We start from the raw sequence: 26546 nt of genomic DNA, 5'->3' as shown, positions 1-26546 counted from the left end.
GTCAAGCGTTAACAGGGCAGTGGCGGCCGCCGGACCGCACGTCGCGAACTCCGGCGACCGCCACGCCTTGCTTAGTAGCGGTTGATGGCGGGGAGCTTCGGGGCCGTCTTGATGACGGCGCCTGCAGTTGCTTCCCAGGCCTTCTTGTACGAGCCGTCCTTGTCGAAGGCTTCCAGCTGGTCGTTGATCCAGTTGCGGAAGACCTTGTCGTCCTTCTTCAGGCCGATGCCGTAAGGCTCCTTGGTGAAGGTCTCGTCGGAGGCGAGCTTGAAGGCGTCCGGCTCCTTGTTGACGAAGCCGGCCAGGATGACGTTGTCGGTGGTGATCGCTTCGACCTGCTTGTTGCGCAGCGGCTCAAGGCAGGCGGAGTAGGTCGCGGCCGGGACCAGGACTGCTCCGTACTTCTCCACGATCGTGGAGGCAGGGGTGGATCCGGTCACGGAGCAGACGTTCTTGCCCTTGACGTCTTCGGGCTTCTTGATGGAGTTGTTGTCCTTGTTCACCATCAGGGCCTGGCCTGCCTCGTAGTACGGGCCGGCGAAGTCGACTTCAGTCTTGCGCTTGTCGTTGATCGTGTAAGTGGCGACGATGATGTCGACCTTGCCCTGCTTGATGAACTGCTCGCGGTTGGCCGAAACCGTCTCGACCCACTCGATCTTGTCGGCGGAGATGCCCAGCTTGGCGGCGATCAGCTTGCCGATCTCGACGTCGAAGCCGACCGGCTTGCCGTCGAGGCCCTTCTGGCCGAACAGCGGCTGGTCAAACTTGGTGCCGATGGTGATCTTGCCGGCGGAAGAAAGCTTTGCCATGGTGCTGTCGGCGGCGAAGCTCGGCTTCTCGGCTACGGGCGGATTGGTAGTGGAGGAGCTGCCGCCGCAGGCGCTCAGGCTCAGGGCCAGAGCTGCGGATGCGGCAACCAGAAGGGATTTCCTTCGGGTCAAAAATGCCATCATGACATTCCTTTCATTGGTCGGCCGCCTCACGGCGGCCTGGGTGCGAACTCTGCGGAGGTTCAGTGGTGGTGTGGCGCAGCGGAACGGTCAGTGCGTCAGCAGCTTGGACAGGAAGTCCTTGGCGCGGCTGCTCTTGGGGTTGGTGAAGAACTCTTCGGGCGTCGCGTCCTCGACGATCTGGCCGTCGGCCATAAAGACCACGCGGTCCGCTGCCTTGCGGGCGAAGCCCATTTCGTGGGTGACCACGATCATGGTCATGCCTTCCTTGGCCAACTGGATCATGACGTCGAGGACCTCGTTGATCATTTCCGGGTCCAGCGCGGAGGTGGGCTCGTCGAAGAGCATCACCTTCGGCTTCATGGCCAGGGCACGGGCGATCGCAACGCGCTGCTGCTGTCCACCGGAGAGCTGGGCCGGCAGCTTCGGCGCCTGGTGCCCGACGCCGACACGCTCCAGCAACGCCATGGCGTCCTTGTCCGCCTCGGCCTTCGACACGCCCTTGACCTTGATCGGTCCCAGGGTGACGTTTTCCAGGATCGTCTTGTGCGCGAACAGGTTGAAGGACTGGAACACCATCCCGACGTCGGCGCGCAGTTTGGCCAGTTCTTTGCCTTCTGCAGGCAGTTCGTTGCCGTCGATGGTGATCACGCCGTCGTCGATGGTTTCCAGACGGTTGATGGCGCGGCAGAGCGTTGACTTGCCGGAGCCCGAGGGCCCGATGACAACAACAACCTCGCCCTTGCGGACGTTCAGATTGATGTCCTTGAGGACGTGCAACTGGCCGTAATGCTTGTTGACGGCATTCAGGGAGACGAGGGCATCGCCGGGCACTTGAGTAGTCATAAGAAGAATCTAGCGAACATTAGCCGGATATGACCGCAATCACTCATAGTTGGTCCACATCGTGACCCAAGAGATATCCGCAGGTCAGGGTCATACCATACGCTCCGACAGCCATGACGCGCCGGAACACCGGGCCCGCCGATCCGCGCTAGCCTATGGGCATGAGTACCGAGCCGCAGCCCACCCCAGACCAGACCGCAGGGAACGCCGGTTCCGGCCGGCGTGAGGTCCCGCCGGCCAACGGCATCCGGCATAAGGGGCCCCTGGAGCTGCGCCGCAAGGCGGCGAAGGTCACGATGTCGGACCAGACGCTGCTGGACACCAAGGGCCCCGGCCAGTTCGTGCACACCGACCCGTGGCGTGTGCTGAGGATCCAGAGCGAATTCGTCGAAGGCTTCGGCGCCCTCGCCGACCTCGGGCCGGCGGTCAGCGTGTTCGGTTCCGCCCGGACCGTGCCGGGCAGCCTCAACTACGAACTGGCCGTCGACGTCGGCCGCAAACTGGCCGACGCCGGCCTGGCCGTGATTACCGGCGGCGGCCCCGGGTCCATGGAAGCGGCCAACAAGGGCGCGGTCCAGGGCAACGGGGTCTCGGTGGGGCTCGGGATCGAGCTGCCCTTCGAGCAGGGCATGAACCAGTGGGTGGACCTGGGCATCAACTTCCGCTACTTCTTCGCCCGCAAGACCATGTTCGTGAAGTATGCACAGGGGTTCATCGTGCTGCCCGGCGGCCTTGGCACCCTCGATGAGCTCTTCGAAGCCATGGTTCTGGTGCAGACCCGCAAGGTGACCTCCTTCCCGATCGTATTGATCGGCACCGCCTTCTGGAGCCCGATGCTGGAATGGCTCCAGACCACCTTGGTGGCCGAGGGCATGATGGCCGAGGAGGACCTGGACCTCGTGCAGGTGGTCGACGACCCGGCGCTCGCGGTGGAACTCATCGTCGAAGGCGCCTCCCGGCACCGCAACCCCACTGGAAACAACCCCGGCGCGGGGATTAACGGCGCCGGGACCAACGGCATGGGGACCGGCAACAGCCCGCGGGCCTGAGCGTTCCGCCCGGCCGCGTCTGGCACGATGGAGCTGTGAGTTTCTTCCTGGTCTTCGTGGCGATCGTGCTGGCCGCCGTCGCCATCCTCGTCGGCACCGACCTGGCGCCGCGGGTCTTCCGGCGCCGGGCCGGAGAGCAACCCTTCGAGGACGGCTTCGACGAACCGGTGGCCTCGCTGCCGGCCGTGTTGCTGCCCGACGACGCGGAACCCGCCGACGTCGACCGGATCCGTTTCGCCGTTGGCGTGCGCGGCTACCGGATGGACCAGGTGGACCAGGTCCTCGACGAGCTGCGGGACCAGATCGCCCGGAAGGACCGCGAAATCGCCAGCCTCCGCACGGAACTGGAACGTCCGGAACCCGAACGTCCGCGGCTGGAGAGCCCGGAGCCGGATCCGGCCCCGTGAACGAAACCGCGCAGGACGGCCTCAACGTTGCCGTGTGGAACCGGATCGCGGCGGCCGGCGCTCGCAGTGCCCGCTGGCCATGGTGGCTCCAGGTCGGCGGCCTCTACCTCGCCGCCCGCCTGGTCAGCGCCTGCATCTTCATGGCCGCCGCCCTCCAGCAGGGCGTGAACCCGTGGTTCCCACCGAAGCCCGACTACTGGAACTTCATCAACATCTGGGACGCGCGCTGGTACGGCGAGGCGCTGACCCGCGGGTACCCGGCCGTGCTGCCGACCGACGGGACCGGCAACGTGCAGGAGAACGCCTGGGCGTTCTACCCGATCTTCCCGCTACTGGGCAGGATGCTCTCCGGGCTGACCGGGATCGCCCCGGCCGCCTCACTGACCATGATCGCCATGCTCTCCGGGCTGGCGGCGGTCCTCGTCATCTACCGGCTGTTCCGCCTCAAGGCCACCCACCGCACGGCCCTCTGGGGCGCGGTGTTCGTCTCCACCTTCCCCGTCGCACCTGTCCTGCAGGTGCCGTACGCCGAGTCGCTGAACCTCCTGCTGCTCGCCGCGGCGCTGCTGCTGGTGGTGCGAAGGCATTACCTGTGGGCCATGCCGGTGGCGCTGCTGATGTGCCTGTCGCGGCCCACCGGGGTGCCCTTTGCCGCCATGGTTGGCCTGCTCTTCCTGTACCGCGCGTACCCGCATCTGGGGGCCCGCTTCGGCCTGCGCCCGCGGACCGCCGGGGAACCCCGGCCCGGCCTTGCCGCCGTAGCGGGCGCCGGCGCCCGGCAGCACAGCACCGGCGAGCTGTGGTCCCTGGCCGGGCTGGCCGCCGTCAGCAGCATTGGCGCGTTGATGTGGCCGGCCATCGCATGGGCCGTCACGGGGGATATAGAGGCCTACACCAAAACCGAGACAGTGTGGCGAGGCCACGACCTGGTGCCGTTCAAACCCTGGTTCGACACCGGCATCCAGCTCTTCGGACCCGTCCTGGGGCTGCTGGCGCCGTTCGTTTTCGTGGCCGCCTTTGCCCTGCTGATGATGTCCCGTCCCGTGGTGGCGCTGGGAACGGAGTTGCGGCTGTGGTGTGTTTGTTACGTGGGGTACCTGCTTGTCTTCCTGCACCCGCAAACCAGCACCTTCCGGATGCTGCTGCCGCTGTTCCCGCTGGCCCTCGGCGCGGCCCTCGTTTCCCGCTCCCGCGCCTACCGCGGGACGGTTGTTGTCATGTTTTTACTGCTGCAGCTGGTGTGGATCGTGTGGCTCTGGGCATGGGCGCAACTGCCCGGCGGCGGCGACTACCCGCCGTGACGCCGGACACCTTTCCGGACCCGAGCAGCGGCATTACCAAGGGTCCGGGAAAGTCCATCGATTAGCTACAAGCGCGTAATTACGGGATAATGGCCCTAAGCAAGGAAAACTGAGTGTTGAGCCACGGCGGCTGCCATCACGGCCGCCAGGCGGCTTGTTTGACCAAGCGGACGCAGCCCGGCCGGGCTGGCAAGTCACGGGACTACTAAGGGGGATATTCCTCATGGCGGCTATGAAACCACGCACCGGCGACGGCCCTATGGAAGTGACCAAAGAGGGCCGCAGCCTGATCATGCGTGTTCCGCTCGAAGGCGGGGGGCGGCTTGTGGTCGAACTCAACGCTGCCGAAGCGACCAACCTCAAGGAATGCTTGGTCGGCGTTACCGAATAGCTTCTCTATCGTGCCGAAGGGGCCCGCTGCCGGTTGGCGGCAGGCCCCTTCCGCTTTTGCGCCACAGGGGTGGGAAACTATTTCTTGACCGCGACCAGCAGTCCGTCGCCGGTGGGGAGCATCGCGGAGGCGAGCCGGTCGTCGTCGCGGATGGACTTTCCAATCTGGCGCAGCACCACGGTGGTCGCCTCCCGGGCCGCCGGGTTGGAGACCCGGTCCTTGTCCAGGGCGTCGTTGACGATCAGCAGGCCTCCGGACTTGAGCAGCCGGATGGCCTGCTCCACGTAGCCGGGGTAGTTGGGCTTGTCCGCGTCGATGAACACGAGGTCGTAGGCGCCGTCGGTGAGGCGCGGCAGTACGTCCCCGGCCCGGCCGGAGATGGTGCGGGTGCGGTTGGCGGGGCTGCCGGCCTCCTGGAAGGACTCGCGAGCGGCACGAAGGTGCTCGACATCGACGTCAATGGTAGTCAGGACGGCCTGCGGGCCGAGGCCCCGGAGGATGCACACGCCGGAGACGCCGGCGCCGGTGCCGATTTCCACGGCGGTCTGCGCCTTGGAGGCGGCCGCGAGTACGGTCAGGACGGCTCCGACGCCCGGTCCGATCGGGGTGACGCCCAGTTCGAAAGACCGTTCGCGCGCGTGCAACAGAACCTCATCCTCGGCAGGCAGATCTTCTGCGTAGGACCAGCTCGTGGACTTATCGGCGCTCATGGGTATCGCTTTCCGGGCAGGAGGGGAGTGTTTCATACAGCGTACTGTGTCCTTCACTGAGTACCCGTAACTCCGTACCGGGGCGGCGTTCCGGGGCGGTGTTCCGCCGTTGGCGGAAGAAACCTCCGGGTCAGGAAATTCCCAGCATATTTTGAAATGATGGGTATCCGCTCATCCGCAAGGTGACCGGCGCCGAATTAACGATGTAGGGCCTTGCATCCGCAAGTTCCATCAAGGCGTAAGCACCATCCGCGAGGGGAGTGGACAATGTCGGTTCTGGCAGGTGTCCCTGTAACTGATGAGTCCCAGCCCACGGCCGAGGCCGAGTGGGTCAGGCCGACGTGGGAAGAGGTGGTGACCAACCACTCCGCCAAGGTTTACCGCCTGGCGTACCGGCTCACCGGCAACAAGTTCGACGCCGAAGATCTCACCCAGGAGGTCTTCGTCCGCGTCTTCCGCTCCCTGGAGAATTTCAAGCCGGGAACCCTCGACGGCTGGCTCCACCGGATCACCACCAACCTCTTCCTCGACCAGGCTCGCCGCAAGAGCCGGATCCGTTTCGATGCCCTCGCCGAGGACGCCGAGTCGCGGATCCCCGGCCGCGAACCCGGCCCGGAACAGAGCTTTGAGTTCAACAACCTCGACCTGGACGTGCAGGCCGCGCTTGAGGAGTTGCCGCCGGATTTCCGCGCCGCCGTGGTGCTCTGCGACCTTGAAGGCCTGTCGTATGACGAGGTCGCCGTGGCGCTGGACGTCAAGCTTGGCACCGTCCGGTCGAGGATCCACCGCGGCCGCACCATGCTCCGGGAGAAGCTTGCCCACCGGGACCCGCGGCCGCAGCCGGCCGCCAAGCAATCGCTGAAGCCGCGGCTCAAGATGCCGCGCATCGCCGGCCTCCTCTGAACAGGGCAATGGGTCAGCTGAAACACTTACTGGGTGGCCTTGCGTGCAGGTACTTCGGCCGCACGCCGAGGCGTCCCCGGCTTGGCACGCCGCCGCTCTCCCGCAAGGCCCAGGAGCGGCGTCGGAGGCACCTGACGCGCTGCGCGGAGTGCCGCGTCCGGCAGCAACGGGAACGCCAATACCTTGAGAGGCTGCGCGGTGCCGCTGTGCCCGCCGCCAGCGACGACCTCACCGCACGGCTGCTCGCCCGCACGGGGGAGCTGGCCGTCGGACCCGAGGACGCAGGCAAAACACATTCCGCGCTCCCAGACGCCGCCCCGGCGGCCGGCACCGGGCCCGGCGCAGTACCCGGGCTGCAGCGTGCGCCGCAGGCTCGCCGGGCGCGGCCCTGGCGCCTGGCGGCGCAGATTGCCGGCGGAATCGCTGCCACCACGGCCTTGATGGGCGGCGCCGCCTACCTCATTGGCAGCGACGCGCCGCTGACTGCCGACGGTGCCTTTGCCGCAGCCCTTCCCGGCCGGCTGCCCGGGCCGGCTGTCACCTCCGAGAGTGTCTCAGGGGCCGCGTGGAAACTCAGCAGCGGTCCCGACGTCGCGCCCGCCGGTGGGCTGAACACGGAGCAGCTCGCCGCGCTGCGGGCCCGCGGCTGGACCTGCCCCGAACTGCGGGAACTGGGCTACCACCTCCTCTGGGCGCGCGGCGGCGTCGCCGACGGCTCGGAGGTGCTGGAGCTCCGCCTGACCGACGGCCTGCACTTTGCCACCGTCCTGGAACAGCATCCGAAAGCGTTCCCTGACGGCCCGGGCGGCGCCGGGTCCGGACAGCTCCCCACCGCGCCTCCTGTCAACGTGCTCACCGGGCACCCGGCCACCGAAGACGGCTTTGTGGCCGTCCGCCGGGCCGAAGCGGCGGCTCCGGAGAATCCCGTGCCGGCCGAGGGCACGCTGTGGGTGAACCGCCAGGCACCCTTCCGGGCCATCTACCGGACGCCCGTGGCCACTTTCACCTATGTCTCCGAACTGCCCGAAGAGCAGGCCGACGACGGCGTGGGCGCCCTCGTGCAGTCCCGTCCCGGCGGCGCGGCTGCGGCCGCCAGCGGTGAGGGGATCGAGGCCCGGCTGGAGCGTGGCATGGAACGGATTATGGAGCTGCTCGTCCGCTGAGGTCTTTTCCCGCCCGGGGCCCGGAGGGGTCCAGCCGAATCGTCGCACGCCCGAGTGAGAGGGTAATCTTCCTAGAGTGCTTGGAATCAACGGACCGGAGTTCATTCTTCTGCTGATCATCGGCCTTTTGGTGATCGGTCCCAGCAGGTTGCCCGAATACACCCAGAAGCTCGCCAACATCGTCAAGGAAGTACGCCGGATGGCCTCCGGCGCCCGCGAGCAGATCAAAGAAGAAGTCGGCATCGACATCGACGATGTGGACTGGAAGAAATACGATCCCCGGCAGTATGACCCCCGGCGGATCATCAAGGAAGCCCTCCTTGAGGACGACAGCAAACCCGTCAGCGCCGGAGCGCCGGCAGCCGTGGCCACCGCAGAGGAGCGGCCACCGGCCCGCGTCATCGAGCGGCTGCCGGAGGGCGAAGCCGCACCGTACGACTCCGAGGCCACCTAAGCCGACGTCCGGGGCAGGTCCGGCTCAGCGGGGCTGGAGACCCAGCGACAGGCCGTTCAGTCCGCGCGGGCTGGACGCCAGCTGTCCGGCAATCCCCGCCAAAGCCCTCGCCGCCGGCGTTTCGGGACGGCCAAGCACCAGCGGAACGCCGGTGTCCCCGCCTTCGCGCAACAGGATGTCGAGCGGGATCTGGCCGAGCAGGGGCACTTCGGTGCCCACCGTGGCGGAGAGACGCTCGGCGAGCACGGCGCCGCCGCCACTGCCGAAGAGTTCCATCCGGGCGCCGTCGGGCATTTCCAGGTAGGACATGTTCTCCACGACGCCGGCCACGGACTGGCCGGTCTGGACGGCGATCGCACCGGCCCGCTCGGCGACGTCGGCGGCCGCGGCCTGCGGGGTGGTGACTACCAAAATCTGCGCCGCCGGCAGCAGTTGGGCCACGGAGATGGCGATATCCCCGGTGCCGGGCGGCAGATCCAGGAACAGTGCGTCCAGGTCGCCGAAGTAGACGTCCGTGAGGAACTGCTCGAGCGCGCGGTGCAGCATGGGCCCGCGCCAGGCCACCGGCTGGTTGCCCGTGACGAACATGCCGATCGAGATGACTTTGACCCCGTAGGCCACCGGCGGCAGGATCATGTCATCCACCCGGGTGGGTGCCTGACTGATGCCCATCAGGGCGGGGACGGAGAAGCCGTACACGTCGGCGTCGACGATTCCCACCCGCAGGCCCTGCGCGGCCAGCGCGCAGGCCAGGTTCACGGTGACGGAGGACTTGCCCACGCCGCCTTTGCCGCTCGCCACGGCGTACACCTTAGTCAAGGAAGCCGGAGCGTTGAACGGGATGCCGCGCTTGCCGCCGGGGCCGCGCAACTGCTCCTTGAGGGCATCGCGCTGGTCCTGACTCATGACCTTCAATTCGACGTCGACGGCGCTGACCCCCGGCACGGCGGACAGCGCCGCTTCGCAGTCTGCGGTGATGGTGCCGCGGAGCGGGCAGCCGGCGATGGTCAGGAGCACGGTGATCCGGACCCGGCCGCCGTCGGAGACCGCCACCGAATCCACCATGCCAAGTTCCGTGATGGGCCGCCGGAGTTCGGGGTCGATCACGGTGCGCAGTGCCGCGTGCACGGCCTGTTCCATGCGGGACGCCTCGGCTGGTCCCTGCGGGGTGCTCATGCGGGCTTGGCTCAGCTTTCGGGGGAGGTGCGGTGGGCAGAGGTTTGCGGGCCGTCGGGCCTGCCCTCGGCCCGGACGCGCGGGATCTGCTGGGTGCGCGGGTTGCGCTGTTTGTCGCGGCGTTCCTTGAGCTTTTCCTTGACCTTGTCGCGCGGGGACTCGTGGGCGCCGGCGGAGGGGTCGTGGGTGCGCAGTTCCTCCTGCGCCTCGAGCATGTCCTCCAGCAGGCTGCGCAACTCGGCCCGGACGAAGTCGCGGGTGGCGACCTCTCGCAGGGCAATGCGCAGCGAGGCCAGCTCACGGGTCAGGTACTCGGTGTCCGAGAGGTTGCGTTCGGCGCGCTGGCGGTCCTGTTCCAGCGAGACGCGGTCCCGGTCGTCCTGGCGGTTTTGCGCCAGCAGCAGCAGGGGCGCGGCGTAGGAAGCCTGAAGGGAGAGCATCAGGGTCAGCAGGGTGTAGCCGAGCGCCTGCGAGTCGAACTGCCACTGTTCCGGCGCGAAGGTGTTCCAGACCAGCCAGAAAACGCAGAACACCGTCATGTAGACCAGGAACGTCGGAGTGCCCATAAACCGGGCGAAGCCCTCCGTGGCGTGGCCGAAAGCGTCCGGGTTGGGTGAGAATTTGGGCAGGATCCGCGCCCGGCCGCTCAGGGGCGTGTCGAGGCCGCCGGCGGTCCGTGCCCCGGGGCGGACGTTGGAGTTCCGTGGGGTACTGCTATCAGCCAATGCGGCCTCCAAGTTTCCTTATCGGGGCGTCGTCCTCGTGGGCGCGCCAGTCATCGGGCAACAGATGATCAAGCACGTCATCAACAGTCACCGCCCCGACGAGCCGGCCGTCCTCGTTGACCACGGGGAGCGAGTTGAGGTTGTAGGTGGCCAGGGTGCGGGCCACCTCGCTGATGTGGGCCTGGTCCGAGACCGGCTCGAGGTTCTTATCCACCAAGTTGCCCAGCGGTTCCGGCGGCGGATAGCGCAGCAGCTGCTGAATATGCACGACGCCGAGGAAACGTCCCGTGGGCGTCTCCAGCGGCGGCCGCGCGATGAAGATCGAGGAGGCCAGCGCGGGCGAGAGCTCCTCGCGCCGGACGTGGGCCAGGGCCTCGGCGACGGTCGCCTCCGGGGGCAGGATGACAGGAACGGGCGTCATCAGGCCGCCGGCGGTGTCCTCGTCGTATTCGAGCAGGCGGCGCACGTCCTCGGCGCCTTCGGGTTCCATCAGCTGGAGCAGTTCCTCGGCCTGGGCGCTGGGAAGCTCGGCGAGGAGGTCGGCGGCGTCGTCGGGGTCCATCTCCTCGAGCACGTCGGCGGCGCGCTCGACGTCGAGGGCGGAGAGGATTTCCACCTGGTCGCCCTCGGGCATTTCCTGCAGCACGTCGGCGAGGCGTTCATCCTGGAGCTCGCTGGCGACCTCGAAACGGCGCTTGTCGCTCATCTCCTGGAGGGCCTCGGCGAAGTCGGCGGGCTTGAGGTCCTCGTGGGTGGCGACGAACTGGGTGGCGGCCTGGGGTTCCGTGCGGGCACCCTGCTGGGCGTCGGCCCAGTCGATGATCATGGTTTCGTTGCGGCGCAGCCTGCTCAGCGGCGAGAGGGAGTGGCCGCGGCGCACGAAGAGCTTGCTGACGAACCAGTCGCCGGAGCGGTGCCGGTCCATCGCGATGTCCTCGATGGTGGCGTCCCCGCTGCCGTCCGCCAGGGTTACCCGGCGGTCGAACATCTCGGCCACCACCAGGGTTTCCGCGCCGCGCTGTTCGAAGCGGCGCAGGTTCACCAGGCCGGTGCAGATGATCTGGGTCTGGTCGATGGAGGTGATCCGGGTCATCGGCACGAAGACGCGCTTTTTGCCGGGAACTTCGACGACGATGCCCACCACGTGCGGGGCGCCGCGGTTGCCGCGGGAGAGCACCACGACATCGCGCAGCCTGCCCAGACGGTCGCCCAGAGGGTCGAAGACGTCCAGTCCAAGGAGGCGCGCGACAAATACCCGCGAAAGAGTTGTGCTCACACCTACAGGCTACCGAGTCCGCTCTCTTTTAGCTGAATTTGCAGGCGCCGCCCAGCCGGATGGGTGAGAATGGGCGTATGTCAAACATTTTTGGTGGTCCAAAGGCCGGCGCTCCCGGCGGGGCGGACGAGTCACGTGCTGTACCCAAGGGAGACACCGTCGGTTCCTACAACTCCTACCTGGACGCCCAGAAGGCGGTGGACTATCTGGCGGACCAGCAGTTTCCCGTGCAGCTTGTCTCCATCGTCGGCAACGACCTGAAGATGGTGGAGCGGGTCACCGGCCGGCTCACCTATCCCCGCGTGGCGCTCTCCGGCGCGCTGAGTGGCATGTGGTTCGGCCTCTTCGTCGGGGTCATGCTGTCCTTCTTCTCGACGTCCGACGGCTACTTCTCGATCGTCACCTCGGTACTGATGGGCGCGGCTTTCTTTATGCTCTTCGGCATCGTCACGTACGCGATGCAGCGCGGCAAGCGCGACTTCACGTCGACCAACCAGGTGGTGGCGACCAACTACGACGTCGTGGTGGCCTTCGAGGCCGCCCATGAGGCCCGCCGCCTGCTGCACCAGCTGCCGATGACCCAGCACGATGCCTCCGTCCCGGGCTACCAGCAGTTCGACCACCAGCACCAGCCCTACCAGCAGGGCCCGCAGCAGCCCGGGCAGCCGGGACAGGCGCCGATGCCGCAGCGTCCCGCGGGCTGGAGCGACCCTTACGGCCAGCGGGCAGCCGACGCCGCCCCGCAGCAGACCGCCGCCGGCGAGCCGGTGGCGCAGGAACCGGCCCGCCCCTCCGGCGTCAGTTACCCGGACCTTCCCGACGGCCGCCCGCAGTACGGCGTCCGCGTCACGGATGCCCAGCGCGGTCCGGGACAGCAGGGACCGGAACATCAGGGAAGTCAGGAAGAACCGCGCCCGGACGGCGAGCAGCGCTAAGCCGCACCGGCACAGGAGTCCGGCCCCTGTGCCGGGCAGTCAAAAGGGAGGGCCTGCGGCCCTCCCTTTTGCGTTCCTGCCAGGCCTGTTACGGCTGCTGGGCGTCAACTTCCTGGTAGATGCCGGCCATCCAGGACTCGACGTCGTCGGCCTTGCGCGGCAGCGCGGCGCTCAGGTTGACCGGACCGTCGGCCGTCATCAGGATGTCGTCCTCAATCCGGACACCGATGCCCCGGTATTCCGCCGGAATGCCGAGGTCCTCCGCCTTGAAGTAGAGCCCGGGTTCGATCGTGAAGACCATGCCCGGGGCCAAGACGCCGTCCAGGTACAGTTCGCGCTTGGCCTGGGCGCAGTCGTGCACGTCCAGGCCCAGGTGGTGGCTGGTGCCGTGCGGCATCCAGCGGCGGTGCTGCTGGCCCTCGGCGCTGATGGCTTCTTCGACCGAGACCGGCAGCAGTCCCCACTCGGCAAGTCGCTCGGCCAGCACGGTGGTGGCCGCGGTGTGGATATCGCGGAACTTGGTTCCGGGCTGCGCGGCGGCGAAGCCGGCGTCCGCGGCGTCGAGCACTGCCTCGTAAACCTTGCGCTGGATCTCGGAGAAGGTGCCGTTGGCCGGCAGCGTGCGGGTGATGTCCGCGGTGTAGAGGGAGTCCGCCTCAACGCCGGCGTCCAGCAGCAGCAGCTCGCCGGCGTTGACCTTGCCGGTGTTCCGGGTCCAATGCAGCACGGTGGCGTTGTTGCCGGAGGCGGCAATGGTGTCGTAGCCGAGCTCGTTGCCTTCTTCGCGGGCGCGGGCGAAGAACGCGCCCTCGACCACACGCTCGCCACGACGGTGGGTGAGGGCCCGCGGAAGGGCCTTGACCACCTCGGTGAAGCCCTGCACCGTAGCGGCCACGGCGACCTTCATCTGCTCGACTTCCCACTCGTCCTTGATCAGGCGCAGTTCGGAGAGCGCCTCGCTGAGCTTCTCATCGAGCGCGTCGAGGACGCCCAGGTCCAGGTTCTCCGGGTCCTTGGCGGTGTTGTAGCGCGCGGTGTCCACGAGCGCGTCGATGTTCTCGTCCACCTTGCGCACCAGCCGGATGGAGATGCCGCCGATTTCCGGGGCGCCGACGTCCTTGGTGATGGCGAGTTCGAGTTCGGCCAAGTCAGCGGTTTCCAGGCCCAGCTGGGCCTTGAACTCGGCGAGGGTCGGCCGGGCGCCGATCCAGAACTCACCCGAGCGGGAGTCGGCGTAGAACTGCTCGGTGTCGCGACCGGCCAGCGGACGGAAGTACAGGGTAGCGCGGTGGTGGCCGCCGTCGTCGCCCTTGCCCTCGTCAGTGGGCTCCAGGACCAGCACGGCGTCGGGCTCGTGGTCCAGGCCCAGCCCGGTCAGGTGCGCGAAGCCCGAGTGCGGACGGAAACGGTAATCGCAGTCGTTGGAGCGGACCTTCAGCGGGCCGGCGGGGATGACCAGGCGTTCACCTTTGAACAGCTCGGAGATGGCCCGGCGGCGGTTGGCGGCGTGGCCTGCGACGGCATCCCGTTCGGGCAGCTGCTGCCGGGACGGGGCCCAGTTGCTGGCCATGAACGCCTTGAAGGCGTCGGAGCTGGGCCGCTGGGAGCGGTTGTTGACGCGCTCGTCGAGGGGCTGGGAAGCGGAGACTTGGGTGTTATCTGCATCGTTCACCGTCCCATAGTCTCACCAGCGGCGCGGCAGAGGCCAACAAGGCGCCCCGGCGAATCTACTAGGCTGGGGAGGTGAGGATTGACCTGCATGCCCACTCGAATGTTTCCGACGGCACCCAAGCGCCCGCGGAGGTGATCGCGTCCGCGGCGCAGGCCGGGCTCGACGTCGTCGCCCTGACTGACCACGATTCCACCGATGGCTGGACCGAGGCCGCCGCCGCCGCCCGGGAGCTCGCCGTGGCCCTGGTCCCGGGTATGGAAATTTCCTGCCGGACCCACGAGGGCATCAGCGTCCACCTGCTTTGCTACCTGCACGACCCGGCCCACCCCGGGCTGCTGGAGGAGATCACCAAAGCCAAGGATGCTCGCTTCACCCGGGCCGAACGGATGGTCAGCCTGCTCGCCGAGGACTATCCGCTGAACTGGGACGACGTCATCCACCACGTTGCCCCCGGTGCCACCCTGGGCCGTCCGCACATCGCCGACGCCCTGGTTGCAGCCGGCGTCGTGGCGGACCGCAGCGAGGCCTTCGACACGATCCTGACCTCACGCTCGCGCTACTGGGTGCAGCATTACGCGCCGGAGCCTGCCTACGCCGTTGAACTCGTCCGCGAGGCCGGCGGCGTGCCGGTCTTCGCGCATCCCGTCGCGTCCTCCCGGGGACGGATCGTGGGGGACCGCACCTACCGGGAGATGATCGACGCCGGCCTGGCCGGCCTGGAGATTGACCACCGGGACAACCCGGAGGAGGGCCGGGTCTTCCTGCGCCGCCTCGCGCAACGGCACGGCCTGCTCGTGACCGGGTCCTCCGACTACCACGGGGCCGGGAAACCCAACGTGCTGGGCGAGAACCTGACCGCGCCGGAGGTGCTGGCCCGGATCGAGGAGCTGGGCACCGGTTCGTCCGTGGTGCGTTGATGGAGTGGATTGACCTTCAGCTCCTGGCCTCCGTGATCGTTACGCTGTTCGTGATCATGGATCCGCCCGGGACGGTGCCGATCTTCATGTCCCTGACGGCGCAGATGGACGCCAGGGACCGGAACATGTCGGCGCTGCAGGCCCTGCTCGTGGCAACCGGGGTGATCGTGACCTTCGCGATTTTCGGGCAGTCCATCCTGAACTACATGCACATTTCGCTCGCCGCGCTGCAGGGCGCCGGCGGCCTGCTCCTGGTGCTGATCGCGCTCCAGTTGCTCACCGGGTCCACCAGCGGCGAGGAGAACGCGGCGAAGTACAAGAACGTCGCGTTTGTTCCGCTGGGTACGCCGCTGATGGCCGGCCCGGGCGCGATCGTGGCGGTGATGGTCTTTGTGCAGCGCTCCGACAGCATGGCGCAGTACCTTGCCGTCGGGCTGGGGATCGCCGTGACGCTTGCGTCCCTGTACCTGGCGATGCGCTTCGCCGGCGTCGTGCAGCGCGCCCTGGGCGAGAACGGCGTCGAACTGGTCACCCGGATCGCGGGCCTCTTGCTCTCCGCGATCGCGGTGCAGATGATCGCCGACGCCGTGCACGCGTTCGTCAAGAGCTGGACCTGACGGCGCCGCCCAACTGGCTGGCGGTTGTTGTCGTTTTGGGTCGCCCTAACGACAACTAGTGCGAGCTAGTTGGGTGCCGTGCCGGGCCCGGTGGTGAACGCGGCGTGCGGGCCGAGCCGGGTGGCCATCACGTCGACGGCGGCCTGGTTCTGGTCCACGCACACGAACTTCCGGTCGAGCTTCGCGGCGACGGCGCCGAGCGTGCCGGAGCCGGCGAAGAAGTCCAGGCACCAGTCGCCGGGACGGCTGGAGGCGGCGACCACCCGGCGGATCAGGCCCTCGGGCTTCTGCGTCGGGTACCCGGTCTTTTCCTTCCCGGTAGGCGAGACAATCGTGTGCCACCAGACGTCGGTGGGCAGCTTGCCGAGTTCGCGCTTTGCCGGGGTGACCAAACCGGGCGCCATGTACGGTTCGCGGTCCACCTCGGCGCTGTCGAAGTGGTATTTGGCCGGGTTCTTCACGTACACGAGGATGTTGTCGTGCTTGGTGGGCCAGCGGAACTTGGCGCGGGCGCCGTAGTCATAGGCCCAGATGATTTCGTTGAGGAAGCACTCGCGGCCGAAGATCGCATCCAGCATGACCTTGGCGTAGTGCACCTCGCGGTAGTCGAGGTGCAGGTACAGGGTGCCGTCGTCGGCGAGCAGCCGCCAGGCTTCGACGAGCCGAGGCTCCAAAAAGGACCAGTAGTCGCTGAACGCGTCGTCGTACTTGTGCAGCGCGCCTTTGATCGTGTCGTAGGACCGGCCCTTGAAGCCGACGCGGTCGCCCTCGCCGCCGGCGTTGAGCACCATCTTGGTTTCCTGGCGCTTCTGGACCCGGCCGGTGTTGAAGGGCGGATCCACGTAAATGAGTGTGAAGGCGCCGTCCGGCAGCGTCGGGAGGTACTCCGCGTTGTCCGCGTGTACCACCAGATTGCTGCCGTCCGGCGCCCAGACGGTGTCAGCCATGGAGCGGATTAGGCCTCGGCGCTGCGTGCCGGGGCGCCGCCCTGGGCCTCGCCGGTGACGACTTCGCCGTTGCGGCGGCGGGTACGGGTCCGGCGGCGCGCCCGGGTGGCCCGGTCGACCTCGGTCGGGGCGCTGGCCGTTGCGGCGGCCGGAGCCGTTGCCTCGGCGGGGCCGGTGGCGGTTTCCGCCTCGGGGGAACGACGACGGCGCTCGCCCGAGCGTGCGCTGTCGGGCCCGCCCTCGCGGGAGCCGGAGCGTCCGCCGTCACGGGTCGAGCGTTCGCGTCCGCCCTCGCGGGAGCCGGAGCGTCCGCCGTCACGGGAGCCGGAACGGCCGCCGTCGCGTCCGCTGGTTTGTCCGCTGCCGCGCGTGTTCTTCTTGCCGGTTTCGCCGAGGTCCTCGAGGACTTCGGCGTCGACGCCGGCGAGTACCCGCTTGTCGCGGGGGAGACGGCCCTTGGTGCCCTCGGGAATGTCCAGCTCCTCGTACAGGTGCGGCGAGGAGGAGTAGGTCTCAACCGGCTCGGGCACGCTCAGGCCCAGGGCCTTGTTGATCAGGCCCCAGCGGGGCATGTCGTCCCAGTCGACGAAGGTCACGGCGGTGCCCTTGTTGCCGGCGCGTCCGGTGCGGCCGACGCGGTGCAGGTAGATCTTCTCGTCTTCGACGCACTGGTAGTTGATCACGTGCGTGACGTCGTCGACGTCGATGCCGCGTGCCGCAACGTCGGTGGCGACGAGGACATCCACCTTGTTGTTGCGGAAGGCGCGCAGTGCCTGCTCGCGGGCGCCCTGGCCGAGGTCGCCGTGGATCGCCGCGGCGGCGAAGCCGCGGTCCACGAGTTCCTCGGCGACCTTCGCCGCGGTGCGCTTGGTCTTGGTGAAGATGATGGTCCGGCCGCGTCCGCGGGCCTGCAGGATGCGGGCCACCACCTCGATCTTGTCCATGCTGTGGGCACGGTAGATCAGCTGGCGGATGTCGCGCTTGGTCAGGCCCTCGTCCTCGGGGTCCGCCGCACGGATGTGGGTGGGCTGGGTCATGTAGCGGCGCGCCATCGCGATGACCGGGCCGGGCATGGTGGCGGAGAACAGCAGGGTCTGGCGGACGGCCGGGGTGCCGGCGATGAGGGTCTCGACGTCGGGCAGGAAGCCGAGGTCCAGCATCTCGTCAGCCTCGTCGAGGATGACCATCTTGACGTTCTTGAGCACGAGGTGCTTCTGCTTGTAGAGGTCGATCAGGCGGCCCGGGGTGCCGACGACGATCTCGACGCCCTGCTGCAGCGCCTCGACCTGCGGCTCGTACGCGCGGCCGCCATAGATCGTGGTGATCCGTGCGTTGCGCTTGCGGGCGGCGTTCTGCAGGTCGCTGGCGACCTGCACGGCCAGCTCGCGGGTCGGGACGATCACGAGGGCCTGCGGGGCTCCCGCAGCCGGAAGCGCGGCGTAACCGGCGTCGTCGCGGCCGACGACGCGCTGCAGGGCCGGGATCCCGAAGCCGAGGGTCTTGCCGGTGCCGGTCTTGGCCTGGCCGATGATGTCGTGGCCGGCCAGGGCGACGGGCAGTGTCATGGCCTGGATCGGGAACGGGTGCGTGATGCCCGCGTCGGCGAGGGATTCAACAATGTCGGCGCGGACATTGTAGTCGGCGAAGGACTTTTCCGCGATTTCGTGCGGCTTTTCGTCCGAGATGATGGTCTCTTCCGGCTCAATCGATTCCGTGCCGGATTCGTCGGTCAGAAGCTGGTGCGTGTGCAATTCACTCACAGGGGAGTTTCCTTATTCATTTGGGCTGCGCTGCTTGCTCAACGGGGCCGGCGCTTGGCCGTTCCGGAGCACGCTCAGATGCGCAGGCAAGTCCAGTGGAAGCCGATCGCGGGCTATCTGAATGCTGGCACTGGGACCAGCGGGTGTTACTCAAGATCGCGTAGGGGCGGGCTTGTTGAATTCGAAAAACATGGAAATCAACGACCGGGCATCCATTACTACCCTTCCAGTCTAGCCGTTCGCCGTTGCGAACCTCGACGGGGGCCCGCGGTGCGGCGCGGCTGTGTGCCCCGCAGGCGCGGAGCCGGGACCGAACCGTCGCCGAAGAATCAGCCGACGAGCTCCAGCCGGACTTCCCGCTTAGCGATGTCCGAGGACACAACGCGCACCCGGACCTGGGTGCCGGATTCGAGTTCACCGGGGCAGCGGGCCGTCACCGCGGGCTCGGCGATCTGCACGATCCCGGACGGGCCGTTCCCGTTGCCGTTCCCCTTCCCGGTTGCGTTTGCCTTGCCGTTGCTGGTGCCGTTCCCGTTGCCGTCTGACCCCGCCGTGCCGTTCTTGGCCGGCTTTGAGCCGGAAATCACGACGGCATCAAACTCCTGCCCGATGTGGTTGATCAGCAGAGCGGCTTCCACCGTGTCCAGCGACAACCGTTCCAGCTTGGCGGCAAGCTGGTCCGAGGCTGCCATGATGGCCGGCAGCGAGGGGAGCGCCTCGCGGGCCCAGCCGGGAACCTCTGCGCCGTTGGACAGCGCCTCGCAGATGACGAGGACGAAGCGGTCGATCAGGCGCCGCAGCGGGGCGGTGGAGTGGGCATACGCCGCGCCGATGGCCGACTGGATCGCGTCCTCCGGGACCTGGCCGTCGAAAGGGGTATAACCGGCACCGCGGAAGAGCATGCCGGCCGAGTGGACAATCGCCAGCTGGCGGGGGTCAGTGGGGTCCAGGGTGCGCAGGTATTCCCCGTAGCTGACCTGCCCGTCCCAGGGTTTGCCGAGGGCGCCGGTCTGGCGCCGGAAATGCCGCAGCGAACGCTCGTCCGGTGCGGGCATGGTGCGCAGGATGCCCACCTTGCCCCGGAGCATCAGCTCCGCGGCGGCCATGCCGGTCATCAGCGAGATCTGGGCGTTCCAGTCCTCCACCGGCAGTGGCGGGGCAGCGACAATCCGGTAGCCGCCGTCGGGCAGCTGCTCGATTTCCTGCTCCGGCATGTTCAGGCTGGCCCCGCCGCGCAGGCGTTCCAGTTCCACCCGCTTGCTGCCGACTTCCTTCAGCAACTGCAGCAGGGGGTCCGCGGTACCGCCGTCGAGTTCAGCCTGCACGCCGTGGTAGCTGAGCTTGGCCCGGCTGCGGACCTGTGCCCGGCGCACCATGACGGAGGACACCTCGGCGGCGGCGTCGAGCTCAAACTCCCAGACGAAGGCTGCGCAGAGCTGGCCCGCGAGCAGGCTGCCGGCCGCCTCGCTGATGACCTCGGGGTGCAGCGGAATGCGGCCCTCCGGGGTGTAGAACGTCTGGCCGCGGCGGCGCGTTTCGGCGTCGAGCGCACTTCCGGGGGCGACGAAGGAAGGGACGTCCGCGATCGCGTAGAAGACCTTGTACCCCTCGCCGGCGCGATCAATGTACAACGCCTGGTCCAGGTCCGTCGAGGACGCAGGATCGATGGTCACGAACTCCACATGCGTCAGGTCCAGTGGCGGCAGCTCATGGCTGGCCACGGCCGCCTCGGCGTCGCGGAGCACGTCTTCCGGGAACGGACCCGGCAGCTCCAGCGTGGTGCGCAGGGCTTTGAGCGCCTGGGCCAATTGGTTCTGCTGCTGGCGCACGCTCGGGGTCAGGCGATGATGAGACACGAAAATCAGGTTAGCCCGATTTCCGCTATTAGTCTTGAAGCATGAGCACTTCCCCGGCCGACCCCGTCCGTGACCCGCGTTTTCTCCGGGACCTGCTGGGCGTGATGGCCTACGGGGAACTTTCGGCCTTCGAACGGCTTTCCTCCGACGCGCGGTATTCGCCCACGCTGCGCGACCGTGCGGTGCTGGGCGGCCTTGCCGTCAGCGAGTTCCAGCACTTCGAACTGGTCTGCGCGAAACTGGCGGAGCTTGGCATCGACGCGGAGGAAGCCATGCTGCCGTTCCAGCCGTCCGTGGACCATTTCCATGAGCGCACCCGCCCTTCTGACTGGTACGAATCGCTGATGAAGGCGTACGTGATCGACACGGTCTCGGCAGATTTCTACCGGTCCATTTCCGGCTACGTCGACGCCGACACGGCAAGCCTGATCCGCACGATCCAGTCGTCCGAGGGCGCGACGGCAGTGCTGGGCGAGCGGCTCAAGGCGGCGCTCGCCGATGATCCCCGGCTGGCTTCCCGGCTGGCCCTGTGGGCGCGGCGGCTGCTGGGCGAGGCGCTCACCCAGGCCCAGCGGGTCAGCGTGGACCATGCGCTCCTCGGCGGCCTCGCCGGGGTGGACGAGGCACGGGCCGGAGAGCTCGTCCGCGAACTGACTGCCGAGCTCGCCGCCGCCCACTCCCGCCGGATGTCCCAGCTGGGGCTCGCGGGCTAGTTGGACGCGGCCCCGGCGTTGGCTTCCGCCCCGGCGTCGAGCGCGGCGAGCAGCGCCCGCGCTGCCCCGGCGGGATCGTCGGCCTCGGTAATCGCCCGGACCACCACGATGCGGTGGGCGCCGGCGTCGACCACCTGCTCCACGTTGGACAGGTCGATGCCGCCGATCGCGAACCACGGCACCACCCCGGAGACCCTGCCGCTGTCCCCGGCCTCGGCCCGTTCAATCGCCGCGGCGGCGTAGCGCACCAGGTCCAGCCCGACGGCGGCGCGGCCCGGCTTCGTGGGGGTGGCCCAGACCGGCCCCACACAGAAGTAGTCCAGCCCGCTCCGGCCGGGGGCCGCGGCGATGGCGGCGTCAACCTGCTCCGGGGTGTGCGTGGACATCCCGATCACGGTGCCCTTGCCCAGGAACTCCCGGGCCGCGGCGAAGGGAATGTCTTTTTGGCCGATATGGAAGACCGGTGCCCCGGCCAGCGAGGCGAGGTCGGCGCGGTCGTTCACGGCCCAGAGCCGGCCGTGCCGGTGCGCCACGGAGTGCAGGACCTCCAGCAGTTCGAGCTCCTCGGCCGCCTCCAGCGACTTGTCCCGCAACTGGATGATGTCCACCCCGCCGGCAAAGGCGGCGTCGACGAAATCCTCGAAGTCGCCGCGGCCCTTCCGGGCATCGGTGCACAGGTACAGGCGGGCGGTGGTGTGGACATCTTGGCTCATGTTCCAAGCCTAGTTCCTCTAAACTGGGCGAATACCGCGGGAGCCCGCGCCGCCCGATACCGGGCCGCAGGGCTGAGAGGGCGTCAGAGCCGACCGCTTGACCTGATCCGGCTAGTACCGGCGTAGGGAAGGAAGCCCATGGACCTGTCCGTCTCACCATCCGCCGCACCGGCGGGCCCATCAGCGAAGTGGTACGACGTCGCCGTGATCGGCGGCGGGGTGATCGGCCACGGGATCGCCTGGGAGGCACGCCGCTCGGGCCGTTCGGTGGCCCTGATCGACCCCGCACCCGGGAGCGGGGCCAGCTGGGCCGCCGCCGGCATGCTGGCGCCCGTGAGCGAACTGCACTACCAGGAAGAAGGGCTCCTGGCCCTCATGCTGGAAGCCGCACGGCTGTGGCCCGGCTTCGCCGCCGGCCTGGACGGCGGCGCGGGGGAGGCGGGCGGCACCGGGTATCTCACGACGCCGACCCTCGCAATCGGCGCGGACGCGGCCGACCGCCGGGCGCTCGCGGACCTGCGGGAGGTGCAGCAGGCCTGCGGGCTCGCCGTGGAGCCGTTGACCGTGCGTGAGGCGCGTACCCGCGAGCCCTTGCTCAACCCCGGCATCTCCTGCGCCTTCGGCATCCCCGCCGACCACCAGGTTGACCCGCGCCGGCTGCTGGCCAGGATCGGTACATTGCTGGCCGCGGACGACCGGTTCACGGCCGTGGCCAGACGCGCCGGCGGGCTGCTCTGGGACGGCGGACGCGTCGCCGGTGTCGTCCTCGAGGGTGGCGGGGAGCTCCGGGCCGGGGAGACCATTGTGGCCAACGGCCTCGGGGCGGCGGACCTGCAGGGTTTGCCCGAGGGACTGGCCTTGCCGCTGCGGCCGGTCTACGGGGACATCCTCCGGCTCCGGGTGCCTGAACGGCTCCGGCCGCTCTTGCGCTCCACGGTGCGGGGGCTGGTCCGGGGGGTTCCGGTGTACATCGTCCCGCGGGCGGACGGCACCGTCGTGATCGGGGCGACCCAGCGCGAGGATGCACCCTCGAACCCTGGCGCCGTCTCGGCCGGTGGCGTGTACCAGCTGCTGCGCGACGCGCAGCAGCTGCTCCCCGCCGTCGCCGAACTGGAACTGCTCGAGGCCACCGCCCGGGCGCGGCCGGGAACACCGGACAACGCCCCGCTGCTGGGCCGCGCATCCCGCCCCGGAAGCGGGCAGGACATCGAAGGACTGATCATTGCCACCGGCTTCTTCCGGCACGGTGTCCTGCTGACCCCGGCGGCCGCCGCGATCTGCCGGGCGCTGCTGGACGGGCAGCCGGACCCGCGCTGGGCCCGGTTCCGCCCGGACCGCTTTTCCGGCCCCCGGGATTCCGCGGCTCAGGACTTTTCACCGAAAGACAGGACAACAGCATGAACATCAAACTCAACGGGGAACAGCACGCCGTCGCCGACGGCGCCACGGTCAGCGCCCTGGTCAGCGTCGTCACCGGCCGGAGCCTGGCCGCCAACGGGCAGGCCACGGACGGCCGGCAGCTCGGCGTCGCCGTCGCCCGCAACGCCGAGGTGGTGCCGCGCAGCCAGTGGCACGCGACGGCGCTCGCCGAGGGCGACGACGTCGAACTCGTCACGGCAGTCCAGGGAGGATGAACACCATGGAAGAAACAACGCTGAAGCCTTTGCAGCAGACCGGCATGGACCCGTTCACGGTGGACGGGGTGGAGCTGGGCTCGCGGCTCATTATGGGCACCGGCGGTGCGCCGAGCCTGCACGGCCTCGGTGCCGCGCTCGTGGCCTCCGGCACGGAACTCACCACGGTGGCCATGCGCCGCTACTCGCCGGCGGAGACCGGGTCGCTGTTCCAGCTGCTGGCGGAGCAGAATATCCGCGTGCTGCCCAACACGGCCGGCTGCTTCACCGCCCGGGACGCCGTCCTCACGGCCGAACTGGCCCGCGAAGCACTTGAGACGGACTGGGTGAAGCTCGAGGTGATCGCCGACGAGCACACCTTGCTGCCCGACGCCGTGGAACTCGTGGAGGCCACCGAACAGCTGGTGTCCCGCGGCTTCAAGGTCTTCGCCTACACGAACGATGACCCCGTACTGGCCCTCCGGCTGGAACACCTAGGCGCGACCGCCGTCATGCCCCTGGGCGCCCCGATCGGCACCGGACTGGGCATCCTGAACCCGCACAACATCGAACTGATCGTTTCCCGGGCTTCCGTGCCGGTGGTCCTCGACGCCGGCATCGGCACAGCCTCCGATGCCGCGCTCGCGATGGAGCTGGGCTGCGACGCCGTGCTGCTCGCCACGGCTGTGACCCGCGCCCAGGACCCGGCGCTGATGGGGGAGGCGTTCAAACACGCCGTCATCGCGGGCAGGCTTGCCCGGAAGGCGGGCCGGATTCCGCGCCGAGAGCATGCCCTCGCCTCGTCCGCCATGGAGGGCCGGGCCGAGTTCCTGTAGGGAATACCTGTGCCGATCCGGAAAACAGCACTGGGACTGACAATGCAGGGTAATCGAGCACTGTCAAAGAATTACTCCAGTGTCTATCCTGATGCATAAGACCGCGGAAACAAGGTCTGCAGGCCGCCGGCACGTCCCGGGAAGCCTTCCCGCTCCGGGGGCCCGCCTCGACGAGGAGGCGTGCATGTCCAGTCCTGAAGTGCCCACGCGCGGACCGGCCAGACCGGGTCCCTATGTGATTTCCGGAATCCTTTTGCTTATAGCCATCGTGGTTCCCCTGTATGTGCCGGCGTATTCGTACGACGAACCGCGGTTGGGCGGTATCCCCTTCTTCTACTGGTATCAGATGGCGTGGATACCGGTCACCGCAGCCCTGGTGGGGATCTCCTACTGGCTGGTCACGAAGGAAGACCGGCGTCGCCGCGAATCCGTCCGCAGCCGCCTGGCCGACGGGGTGGAACGGTGAACGGGGCCGGCGTGCCGCTGGCGGCCCCGGACCGGCCGGTCAACGGCGTAGCACTCACCATTGTGATCATCCTCTTCCTCCTGGTGGCGGTCCTGGGTTTCTTTGCCGCGCGGTGGCGGCGGGAAAAGACGACAGGGCTGCATAGCCTGGACGAATGGGGCCTTGGCGGCCGGGGCTTCGGAACCTGGGTGACCTGGTTCCTGCTTGGAGGCGACCTCTACACCGCTTACACGTTCGTGGCGGTGCCGGCGGCGATGTGGGCCACCGGCGCCGTGAGCGGCTTCTTTGCGGTGCCCTACACAATCGTGCTCTATCCGATCGTGTTCTTGCTGATGAGCAGGCTGTGGTCCGTCTCGCACCGGCACGGTTTTGTCACGCCAGCCGACTTCGTCGGCGGCCGCTATGGCAGCAGGGCGCTGACGGTTGCGGTGGCTGTCACCGGCATCGTAGCCACCATGCCCTACATTGCCCTGCAACTGGTGGGCATCAAGGCCGTGCTCACCGTGCTCGGTCTGGGCAGCGCAGAGAATGTGCTGCTGACCGACCTGCCGCTCATCATCGCGTTCGTGGTCCTGGCCGCCTATACCTACACCTCCGGCCTGCGCGCGCCGGCCCTGATCGCCGTCGTGAAGGACCTGCTGATCTATCTCGCCGTGATCGTCGCGGTGATTTACCTGCCCATCAAGTTCGGCGGGTGGGGCCCCATCTTCGACTCTGCCCAGACGAAGCTGGCGACGGTCAGCCCTGCGACCGGCAAACCGGCGGGCGCGTTCATCCCGGGCGCGTCCAGTTACTCCGCGTATTGGACGCTTGCCCTGGGCTCCGCACTCGCCCTGTTCATGTATCCGCACTCGATCACGGGCGTCCTGGCCACCAAAAGCAGGAACACCATCCGCCGGAACGCCGCGGTGCTGCCGCTGTACTCCCTGATGCTGGGTTTCCTGGCGCTCCTGGGATACGCGGCCATTTACGCCGGCACCAAGCCCACGGACCTGAACGGCGCCGTCAACCCGCAACTGGTTGTTCCGCAACTGTTCCTTGACCAGTTCCCGGCGTGGTTTGCCGGCATTGCCCTCGCCGCCATCGCCATCGGGGCGCTGGTCCCGGCCGCCATCATGTCCATCGCCGCGGCGAACCTGTTCACCCGAAACATCTACCGGGACCTGATCAAGCCGGACGCCACTCCGCGGCAGGAAGCCAGCGTCTCCAAGATCGCCTCGCTGGTGGTCAAGTTCGGTGCCCTGATCTTCGTCATTGCCATGGACCAGTCCGCGGCCATCAACATGCAACTCCTCGGCGGCATCTGGATACTGCAGACCTTCCCGGCCATCGTGGCGGGACTCTATACCCGCTGGTTCCACCGCTGGGCCCTGTTCGCCGGCTGGGCGGCCGGCATCGCGTACGGCACCATCGCGGCGTACAACGTGGTCAACCCCGTCACGAAAGCCCACTTTGGCGGTTCCATCGCGGCCATCCCCGGCACCGACGTCCAGGTCTACATCGCCGTCGTGGCCTTCGCGATAAACCTCGTCGTCGCGGCCATCCTGTCCCTGCTCTTCCGTGCAATGAAAGTCGCCGACGGGAAGGACATCACCCGCGCCTCGGACTACGGCGCCGACGAGAACGACCCGAAAGTTGCCCAGCTCCAGCGCGAGCACCCCCTCGTCGAGCCAGGGGGCCCCACGTACTGAAGCCCTAAGCTCAACAAGGCAGCTGGCCCAACAAAAGATCTTTCCGCCAAGTGTCCTTTTACCGGCCCCTTCCTCGTCGTACTGATGTACCGACCTACCAGAAGGAGTCACTGTGGACTACATGCTTTTCATCTGCACCGATCCCACGGCACCGGAATATGTGCCTGCGGAGGACAACATCGTGGAGTGGGGTGCGGAGATGGACGCCAGGGGCATCACCCGCCACGGCGACAGGCTGCGTCCTGTCGAGGACGCGACCACCGTCACGGTGCGCGCGGGCGAGGTGGTGGTCGCCGACGGCCCGTTTGCCGAGACGAAGGAATGGATTGCGGGCTATGACATCATCGCCTGCGACGACCTCGACGAGGCGATTGAGGTAGCGTCCAAGCATCCGATGGCAAAATTCGGCAAGATCGAGATCAGACCCGTGTGGCCGCTCGGGTTGTAGCGATCCGTCGA

General features: G+C 68.0%; 28 protein-coding genes and 1 riboswitch. Of the genes, 17 read left to right on the top strand and 11 right to left on the bottom strand.

Going from position 1 to position 26546, the window contains the following annotated elements:
* Positions 1–71: 71 nt before the first annotated feature.
* Positions 72–953 carry a glutamate ABC transporter substrate-binding protein gene (locus FFF93_RS11900; RefSeq protein ID WP_138768730.1) on the bottom strand — a complete coding sequence of 294 codons (882 nt, stop codon included), beginning with the start codon at positions 951–953 and terminating at the stop codon, positions 72–74.
* Positions 954–1040: 87 nt separating this feature from the next.
* Positions 1041–1796 (bottom strand): amino acid ABC transporter ATP-binding protein, encoded by a 756-nt coding sequence (locus FFF93_RS11895; RefSeq protein WP_138768731.1) that lies wholly within the window; start codon positions 1794–1796, stop codon positions 1041–1043.
* 155 nt (positions 1797–1951) lie between these two features.
* On the opposite strand from FFF93_RS11895, the gene FFF93_RS11890 reads away from it, so the two are divergent.
* From FFF93_RS11890 to FFF93_RS11875, 4 genes are all read left to right on the top strand, one after another.
* Entirely contained in the window at positions 1952–2845 is an 894-nt protein-coding gene (locus FFF93_RS11890; RefSeq protein ID WP_261375102.1) for a TIGR00730 family Rossman fold protein, read from the top strand.
* A 35-nt stretch (positions 2846–2880) separates the two neighbouring features.
* Positions 2881–3252 (top strand): DivIVA domain-containing protein, encoded by a 372-nt coding sequence (locus FFF93_RS11885; protein WP_138768732.1) that lies wholly within the window; start codon positions 2881–2883, stop codon positions 3250–3252.
* On the top strand, positions 3249–4553 hold the full coding sequence (locus FFF93_RS11880; protein ID WP_138768733.1) for a hypothetical protein: 1305 nt from the start codon (positions 3249–3251) through the stop codon (positions 4551–4553). Before FFF93_RS11885 ends, FFF93_RS11880 begins: the two co-directional genes overlap by 4 nt.
* A gap of 223 nt (positions 4554–4776) precedes the next feature.
* Positions 4777–4944, top strand: a complete 168-nt coding sequence (locus FFF93_RS11875) for a DUF3117 domain-containing protein (RefSeq protein ID WP_079550332.1) — start codon at positions 4777–4779, stop codon at positions 4942–4944.
* 77 nt (positions 4945–5021) lie between these two features.
* On the opposite strand, the gene FFF93_RS11870 is transcribed toward FFF93_RS11875, so the two are convergent.
* Positions 5022–5654, bottom strand: a complete 633-nt coding sequence (locus FFF93_RS11870; protein WP_138768734.1) for an O-methyltransferase — start codon at positions 5652–5654, stop codon at positions 5022–5024.
* A 267-nt stretch (positions 5655–5921) separates the two neighbouring features.
* On the opposite strand from FFF93_RS11870, the gene sigE reads away from it, so the two are divergent.
* The 3 genes from sigE (at position 5922) to FFF93_RS11855 (ending at position 8174) form a co-directional block, all read left to right on the top strand.
* Positions 5922–6557 carry an RNA polymerase sigma factor SigE gene (sigE, locus tag FFF93_RS11865; RefSeq protein WP_138768735.1) on the top strand — a complete coding sequence of 212 codons (636 nt, stop codon included), beginning with the start codon at positions 5922–5924 and terminating at the stop codon, positions 6555–6557.
* Positions 6558–6763: 206 nt separating this feature from the next.
* On the top strand, positions 6764–7720 hold the full coding sequence (locus tag FFF93_RS11860; protein WP_261375101.1) for a hypothetical protein: 957 nt from the start codon (positions 6764–6766) through the stop codon (positions 7718–7720).
* Positions 7721–7796: 76 nt separating this feature from the next.
* Complete coding sequence (locus FFF93_RS11855; RefSeq protein WP_138768736.1) at positions 7797–8174, top strand: twin-arginine translocase TatA/TatE family subunit; 378 nt, start codon at positions 7797–7799, stop codon at positions 8172–8174.
* Between the two features lie 24 nt (positions 8175–8198).
* On the opposite strand, the gene FFF93_RS11850 is transcribed toward FFF93_RS11855, so the two are convergent.
* The 3 genes from FFF93_RS11850 to FFF93_RS11840 are packed head-to-tail and all read right to left on the bottom strand — an operon-like array spanning position 8199 to position 11351.
* Positions 8199–9350 carry an Mrp/NBP35 family ATP-binding protein gene (locus tag FFF93_RS11850; RefSeq protein ID WP_186372151.1) on the bottom strand — a complete coding sequence of 384 codons (1152 nt, stop codon included), beginning with the start codon at positions 9348–9350 and terminating at the stop codon, positions 8199–8201.
* Between the two features lie 11 nt (positions 9351–9361).
* Positions 9362–10087 (bottom strand): DUF1003 domain-containing protein, encoded by a 726-nt coding sequence (locus tag FFF93_RS11845; protein ID WP_138768737.1) that lies wholly within the window; start codon positions 10085–10087, stop codon positions 9362–9364.
* Positions 10068–11351: a magnesium transporter MgtE N-terminal domain-containing protein gene (locus tag FFF93_RS11840; protein ID WP_138768738.1), complete on the bottom strand. Its 1284-nt coding sequence runs from the start codon at positions 11349–11351 to the stop codon at positions 10068–10070. The genes FFF93_RS11845 and FFF93_RS11840 overlap by 20 nt, the downstream gene beginning before the upstream one ends.
* A 77-nt stretch (positions 11352–11428) precedes the next feature.
* On the opposite strand from FFF93_RS11840, the gene FFF93_RS11835 reads away from it, so the two are divergent.
* Positions 11429–12286: a general stress protein gene (locus tag FFF93_RS11835; RefSeq protein WP_138768739.1), complete on the top strand. Its 858-nt coding sequence runs from the start codon at positions 11429–11431 to the stop codon at positions 12284–12286.
* Between the two features lie 88 nt (positions 12287–12374).
* On the opposite strand, the gene FFF93_RS11830 is transcribed toward FFF93_RS11835, so the two are convergent.
* Complete coding sequence (locus FFF93_RS11830; RefSeq protein ID WP_138768740.1) at positions 12375–13958, bottom strand: aminopeptidase P family protein; 1584 nt, start codon at positions 13956–13958, stop codon at positions 12375–12377.
* 71 nt (positions 13959–14029) lie between these two features.
* Here FFF93_RS11830 and FFF93_RS11825 point away from each other — a divergent pair, with 71 nt between their 5' ends.
* Together FFF93_RS11825 and FFF93_RS11820 are read left to right on the top strand one after the other, a co-directional pair.
* Positions 14030–14875, top strand: coding sequence for a PHP domain-containing protein (locus FFF93_RS11825; protein ID WP_138768741.1), 846 nt, complete (start codon positions 14030–14032; stop codon positions 14873–14875).
* 8 nt (positions 14876–14883) lie between these two features.
* A complete protein-coding gene (locus tag FFF93_RS11820; protein ID WP_138770399.1) occupies positions 14884–15492 on the top strand; it encodes a MarC family protein in 609 nt (202 codons plus the stop codon).
* Between the two features lie 65 nt (positions 15493–15557).
* Here the strand turns inward: FFF93_RS11820 and FFF93_RS11815 are convergent, their stop codons facing one another.
* The 3 genes from FFF93_RS11815 to FFF93_RS11805 form a co-directional block, all read right to left on the bottom strand.
* Positions 15558–16439 carry a site-specific DNA-methyltransferase gene (locus FFF93_RS11815; RefSeq protein ID WP_138768742.1) on the bottom strand — a complete coding sequence of 294 codons (882 nt, stop codon included), beginning with the start codon at positions 16437–16439 and terminating at the stop codon, positions 15558–15560.
* Positions 16440–16447: 8 nt separating this feature from the next.
* On the bottom strand, positions 16448–18199 hold the full coding sequence (locus FFF93_RS11810; RefSeq protein ID WP_138768743.1) for a DEAD/DEAH box helicase: 1752 nt from the start codon (positions 18197–18199) through the stop codon (positions 16448–16450).
* 329 nt (positions 18200–18528) lie between these two features.
* Positions 18529–20055 carry an RNB domain-containing ribonuclease gene (locus tag FFF93_RS11805; RefSeq protein WP_138768744.1) on the bottom strand — a complete coding sequence of 509 codons (1527 nt, stop codon included), beginning with the start codon at positions 20053–20055 and terminating at the stop codon, positions 18529–18531.
* Between the two features lie 41 nt (positions 20056–20096).
* On the opposite strand from FFF93_RS11805, the gene FFF93_RS11800 reads away from it, so the two are divergent.
* Positions 20097–20768, top strand: a complete 672-nt coding sequence (locus FFF93_RS11800) for a ferritin-like fold-containing protein (protein ID WP_138768745.1) — start codon at positions 20097–20099, stop codon at positions 20766–20768.
* Here the strand turns inward: FFF93_RS11800 and thiE are convergent.
* On the bottom strand, positions 20765–21481 hold the full coding sequence (gene thiE / locus FFF93_RS11795; protein WP_138768746.1) for a thiamine phosphate synthase: 717 nt from the start codon (positions 21479–21481) through the stop codon (positions 20765–20767). The genes FFF93_RS11800 and thiE overlap by 4 nt on opposite strands.
* 26 nt (positions 21482–21507) lie before the next feature.
* Positions 21508–21628, top strand: a riboswitch (TPP riboswitch).
* On the opposite strand from thiE, the gene thiO reads away from it, so the two are divergent.
* The 6 genes from thiO to FFF93_RS11765 all read left to right on the top strand — a co-directional run bounded on the left by thiO (position 21620) and on the right by FFF93_RS11765 (position 26535).
* A complete protein-coding gene (gene thiO / locus FFF93_RS11790) occupies positions 21620–22882 on the top strand; it encodes a glycine oxidase ThiO (RefSeq protein WP_138768747.1) in 1263 nt (420 codons plus the stop codon). Its footprint overlaps the riboswitch before it by 9 nt.
* Positions 22879–23115 (top strand): sulfur carrier protein ThiS, encoded by a 237-nt coding sequence (gene thiS, locus FFF93_RS11785; protein WP_138768748.1) that lies wholly within the window; start codon positions 22879–22881, stop codon positions 23113–23115. Before thiO ends, thiS begins: the two co-directional genes overlap by 4 nt.
* A gap of 5 nt (positions 23116–23120) precedes the next feature.
* Positions 23121–23930 carry a thiazole synthase gene (locus tag FFF93_RS11780; protein ID WP_138768749.1) on the top strand — a complete coding sequence of 270 codons (810 nt, stop codon included), beginning with the start codon at positions 23121–23123 and terminating at the stop codon, positions 23928–23930.
* A 184-nt stretch (positions 23931–24114) separates the two neighbouring features.
* On the top strand, positions 24115–24396 hold the full coding sequence (locus FFF93_RS11775) for a DUF3311 domain-containing protein (RefSeq protein WP_138768750.1): 282 nt from the start codon (positions 24115–24117) through the stop codon (positions 24394–24396).
* Positions 24393–26087, top strand: a complete 1695-nt coding sequence (mctP, locus tag FFF93_RS11770; protein WP_261375099.1) for a monocarboxylate uptake permease MctP — start codon at positions 24393–24395, stop codon at positions 26085–26087. The genes FFF93_RS11775 and mctP overlap by 4 nt, the downstream gene beginning before the upstream one ends.
* 121 nt (positions 26088–26208) lie before the next feature.
* Positions 26209–26535 carry a YciI family protein gene (locus FFF93_RS11765; protein WP_315851476.1) on the top strand — a complete coding sequence of 109 codons (327 nt, stop codon included), beginning with the start codon at positions 26209–26211 and terminating at the stop codon, positions 26533–26535.
* Positions 26536–26546 lie beyond the last annotated feature (11 nt).

The sequence above is a fragment of the Arthrobacter sp. KBS0702 genome (assembly GCF_005937985.2).
GTDB lineage: Bacteria > Actinomycetota > Actinomycetes > Actinomycetales > Micrococcaceae > Arthrobacter.
This window is presented reverse-complemented; position numbering and strand designations above follow the sequence as displayed.

Bases quoted from the DNA above. Each gene is read 5' to 3' on its own strand.
- FFF93_RS11900 (WP_138768730.1), bottom strand. From the start codon at position 953: ATGATGGCATTTTTGACCCGAAGGAAATCCCTTCTGGTTGCCGCATCC.
- FFF93_RS11895 (WP_138768731.1), bottom strand. From the start codon at position 1,796: ATGACTACTCAAGTGCCCGGCGATGCCCTCGTCTCCCTGAATGCCGTC.
- FFF93_RS11890 (WP_261375102.1), top strand. From the start codon at position 1,952: ATGGGCATGAGTACCGAGCCGCAGCCCACCCCAGACCAGACCGCAGGG.
- FFF93_RS11875 (WP_079550332.1), top strand. From the start codon at position 4,777: ATGGCGGCTATGAAACCACGCACCGGCGACGGCCCTATGGAAGTGACC.
- FFF93_RS11870 (WP_138768734.1), bottom strand. From the start codon at position 5,654: ATGAGCGCCGATAAGTCCACGAGCTGGTCCTACGCAGAAGATCTGCCT.
- sigE (WP_138768735.1), top strand. From the start codon at position 5,922: ATGTCGGTTCTGGCAGGTGTCCCTGTAACTGATGAGTCCCAGCCCACG.
- FFF93_RS11850 (WP_186372151.1), bottom strand. From the start codon at position 9,350: ATGAGCACCCCGCAGGGACCAGCCGAGGCGTCCCGCATGGAACAGGCC.
- FFF93_RS11835 (WP_138768739.1), top strand. From the start codon at position 11,429: ATGTCAAACATTTTTGGTGGTCCAAAGGCCGGCGCTCCCGGCGGGGCG.
- FFF93_RS11815 (WP_138768742.1), bottom strand. From the start codon at position 16,439: ATGGCTGACACCGTCTGGGCGCCGGACGGCAGCAATCTGGTGGTACAC.
- FFF93_RS11800 (WP_138768745.1), top strand. From the start codon at position 20,097: ATGAGCACTTCCCCGGCCGACCCCGTCCGTGACCCGCGTTTTCTCCGG.
- thiE (WP_138768746.1), bottom strand. From the start codon at position 21,481: ATGAGCCAAGATGTCCACACCACCGCCCGCCTGTACCTGTGCACCGAT.
- thiO (WP_138768747.1), top strand. From the start codon at position 21,620: ATGGACCTGTCCGTCTCACCATCCGCCGCACCGGCGGGCCCATCAGCG.
- thiS (WP_138768748.1), top strand. From the start codon at position 22,879: ATGAACATCAAACTCAACGGGGAACAGCACGCCGTCGCCGACGGCGCC.
- FFF93_RS11780 (WP_138768749.1), top strand. From the start codon at position 23,121: ATGGAAGAAACAACGCTGAAGCCTTTGCAGCAGACCGGCATGGACCCG.
- FFF93_RS11775 (WP_138768750.1), top strand. From the start codon at position 24,115: ATGTCCAGTCCTGAAGTGCCCACGCGCGGACCGGCCAGACCGGGTCCC.
- FFF93_RS11765 (WP_315851476.1), top strand. From the start codon at position 26,209: ATGCTTTTCATCTGCACCGATCCCACGGCACCGGAATATGTGCCTGCG.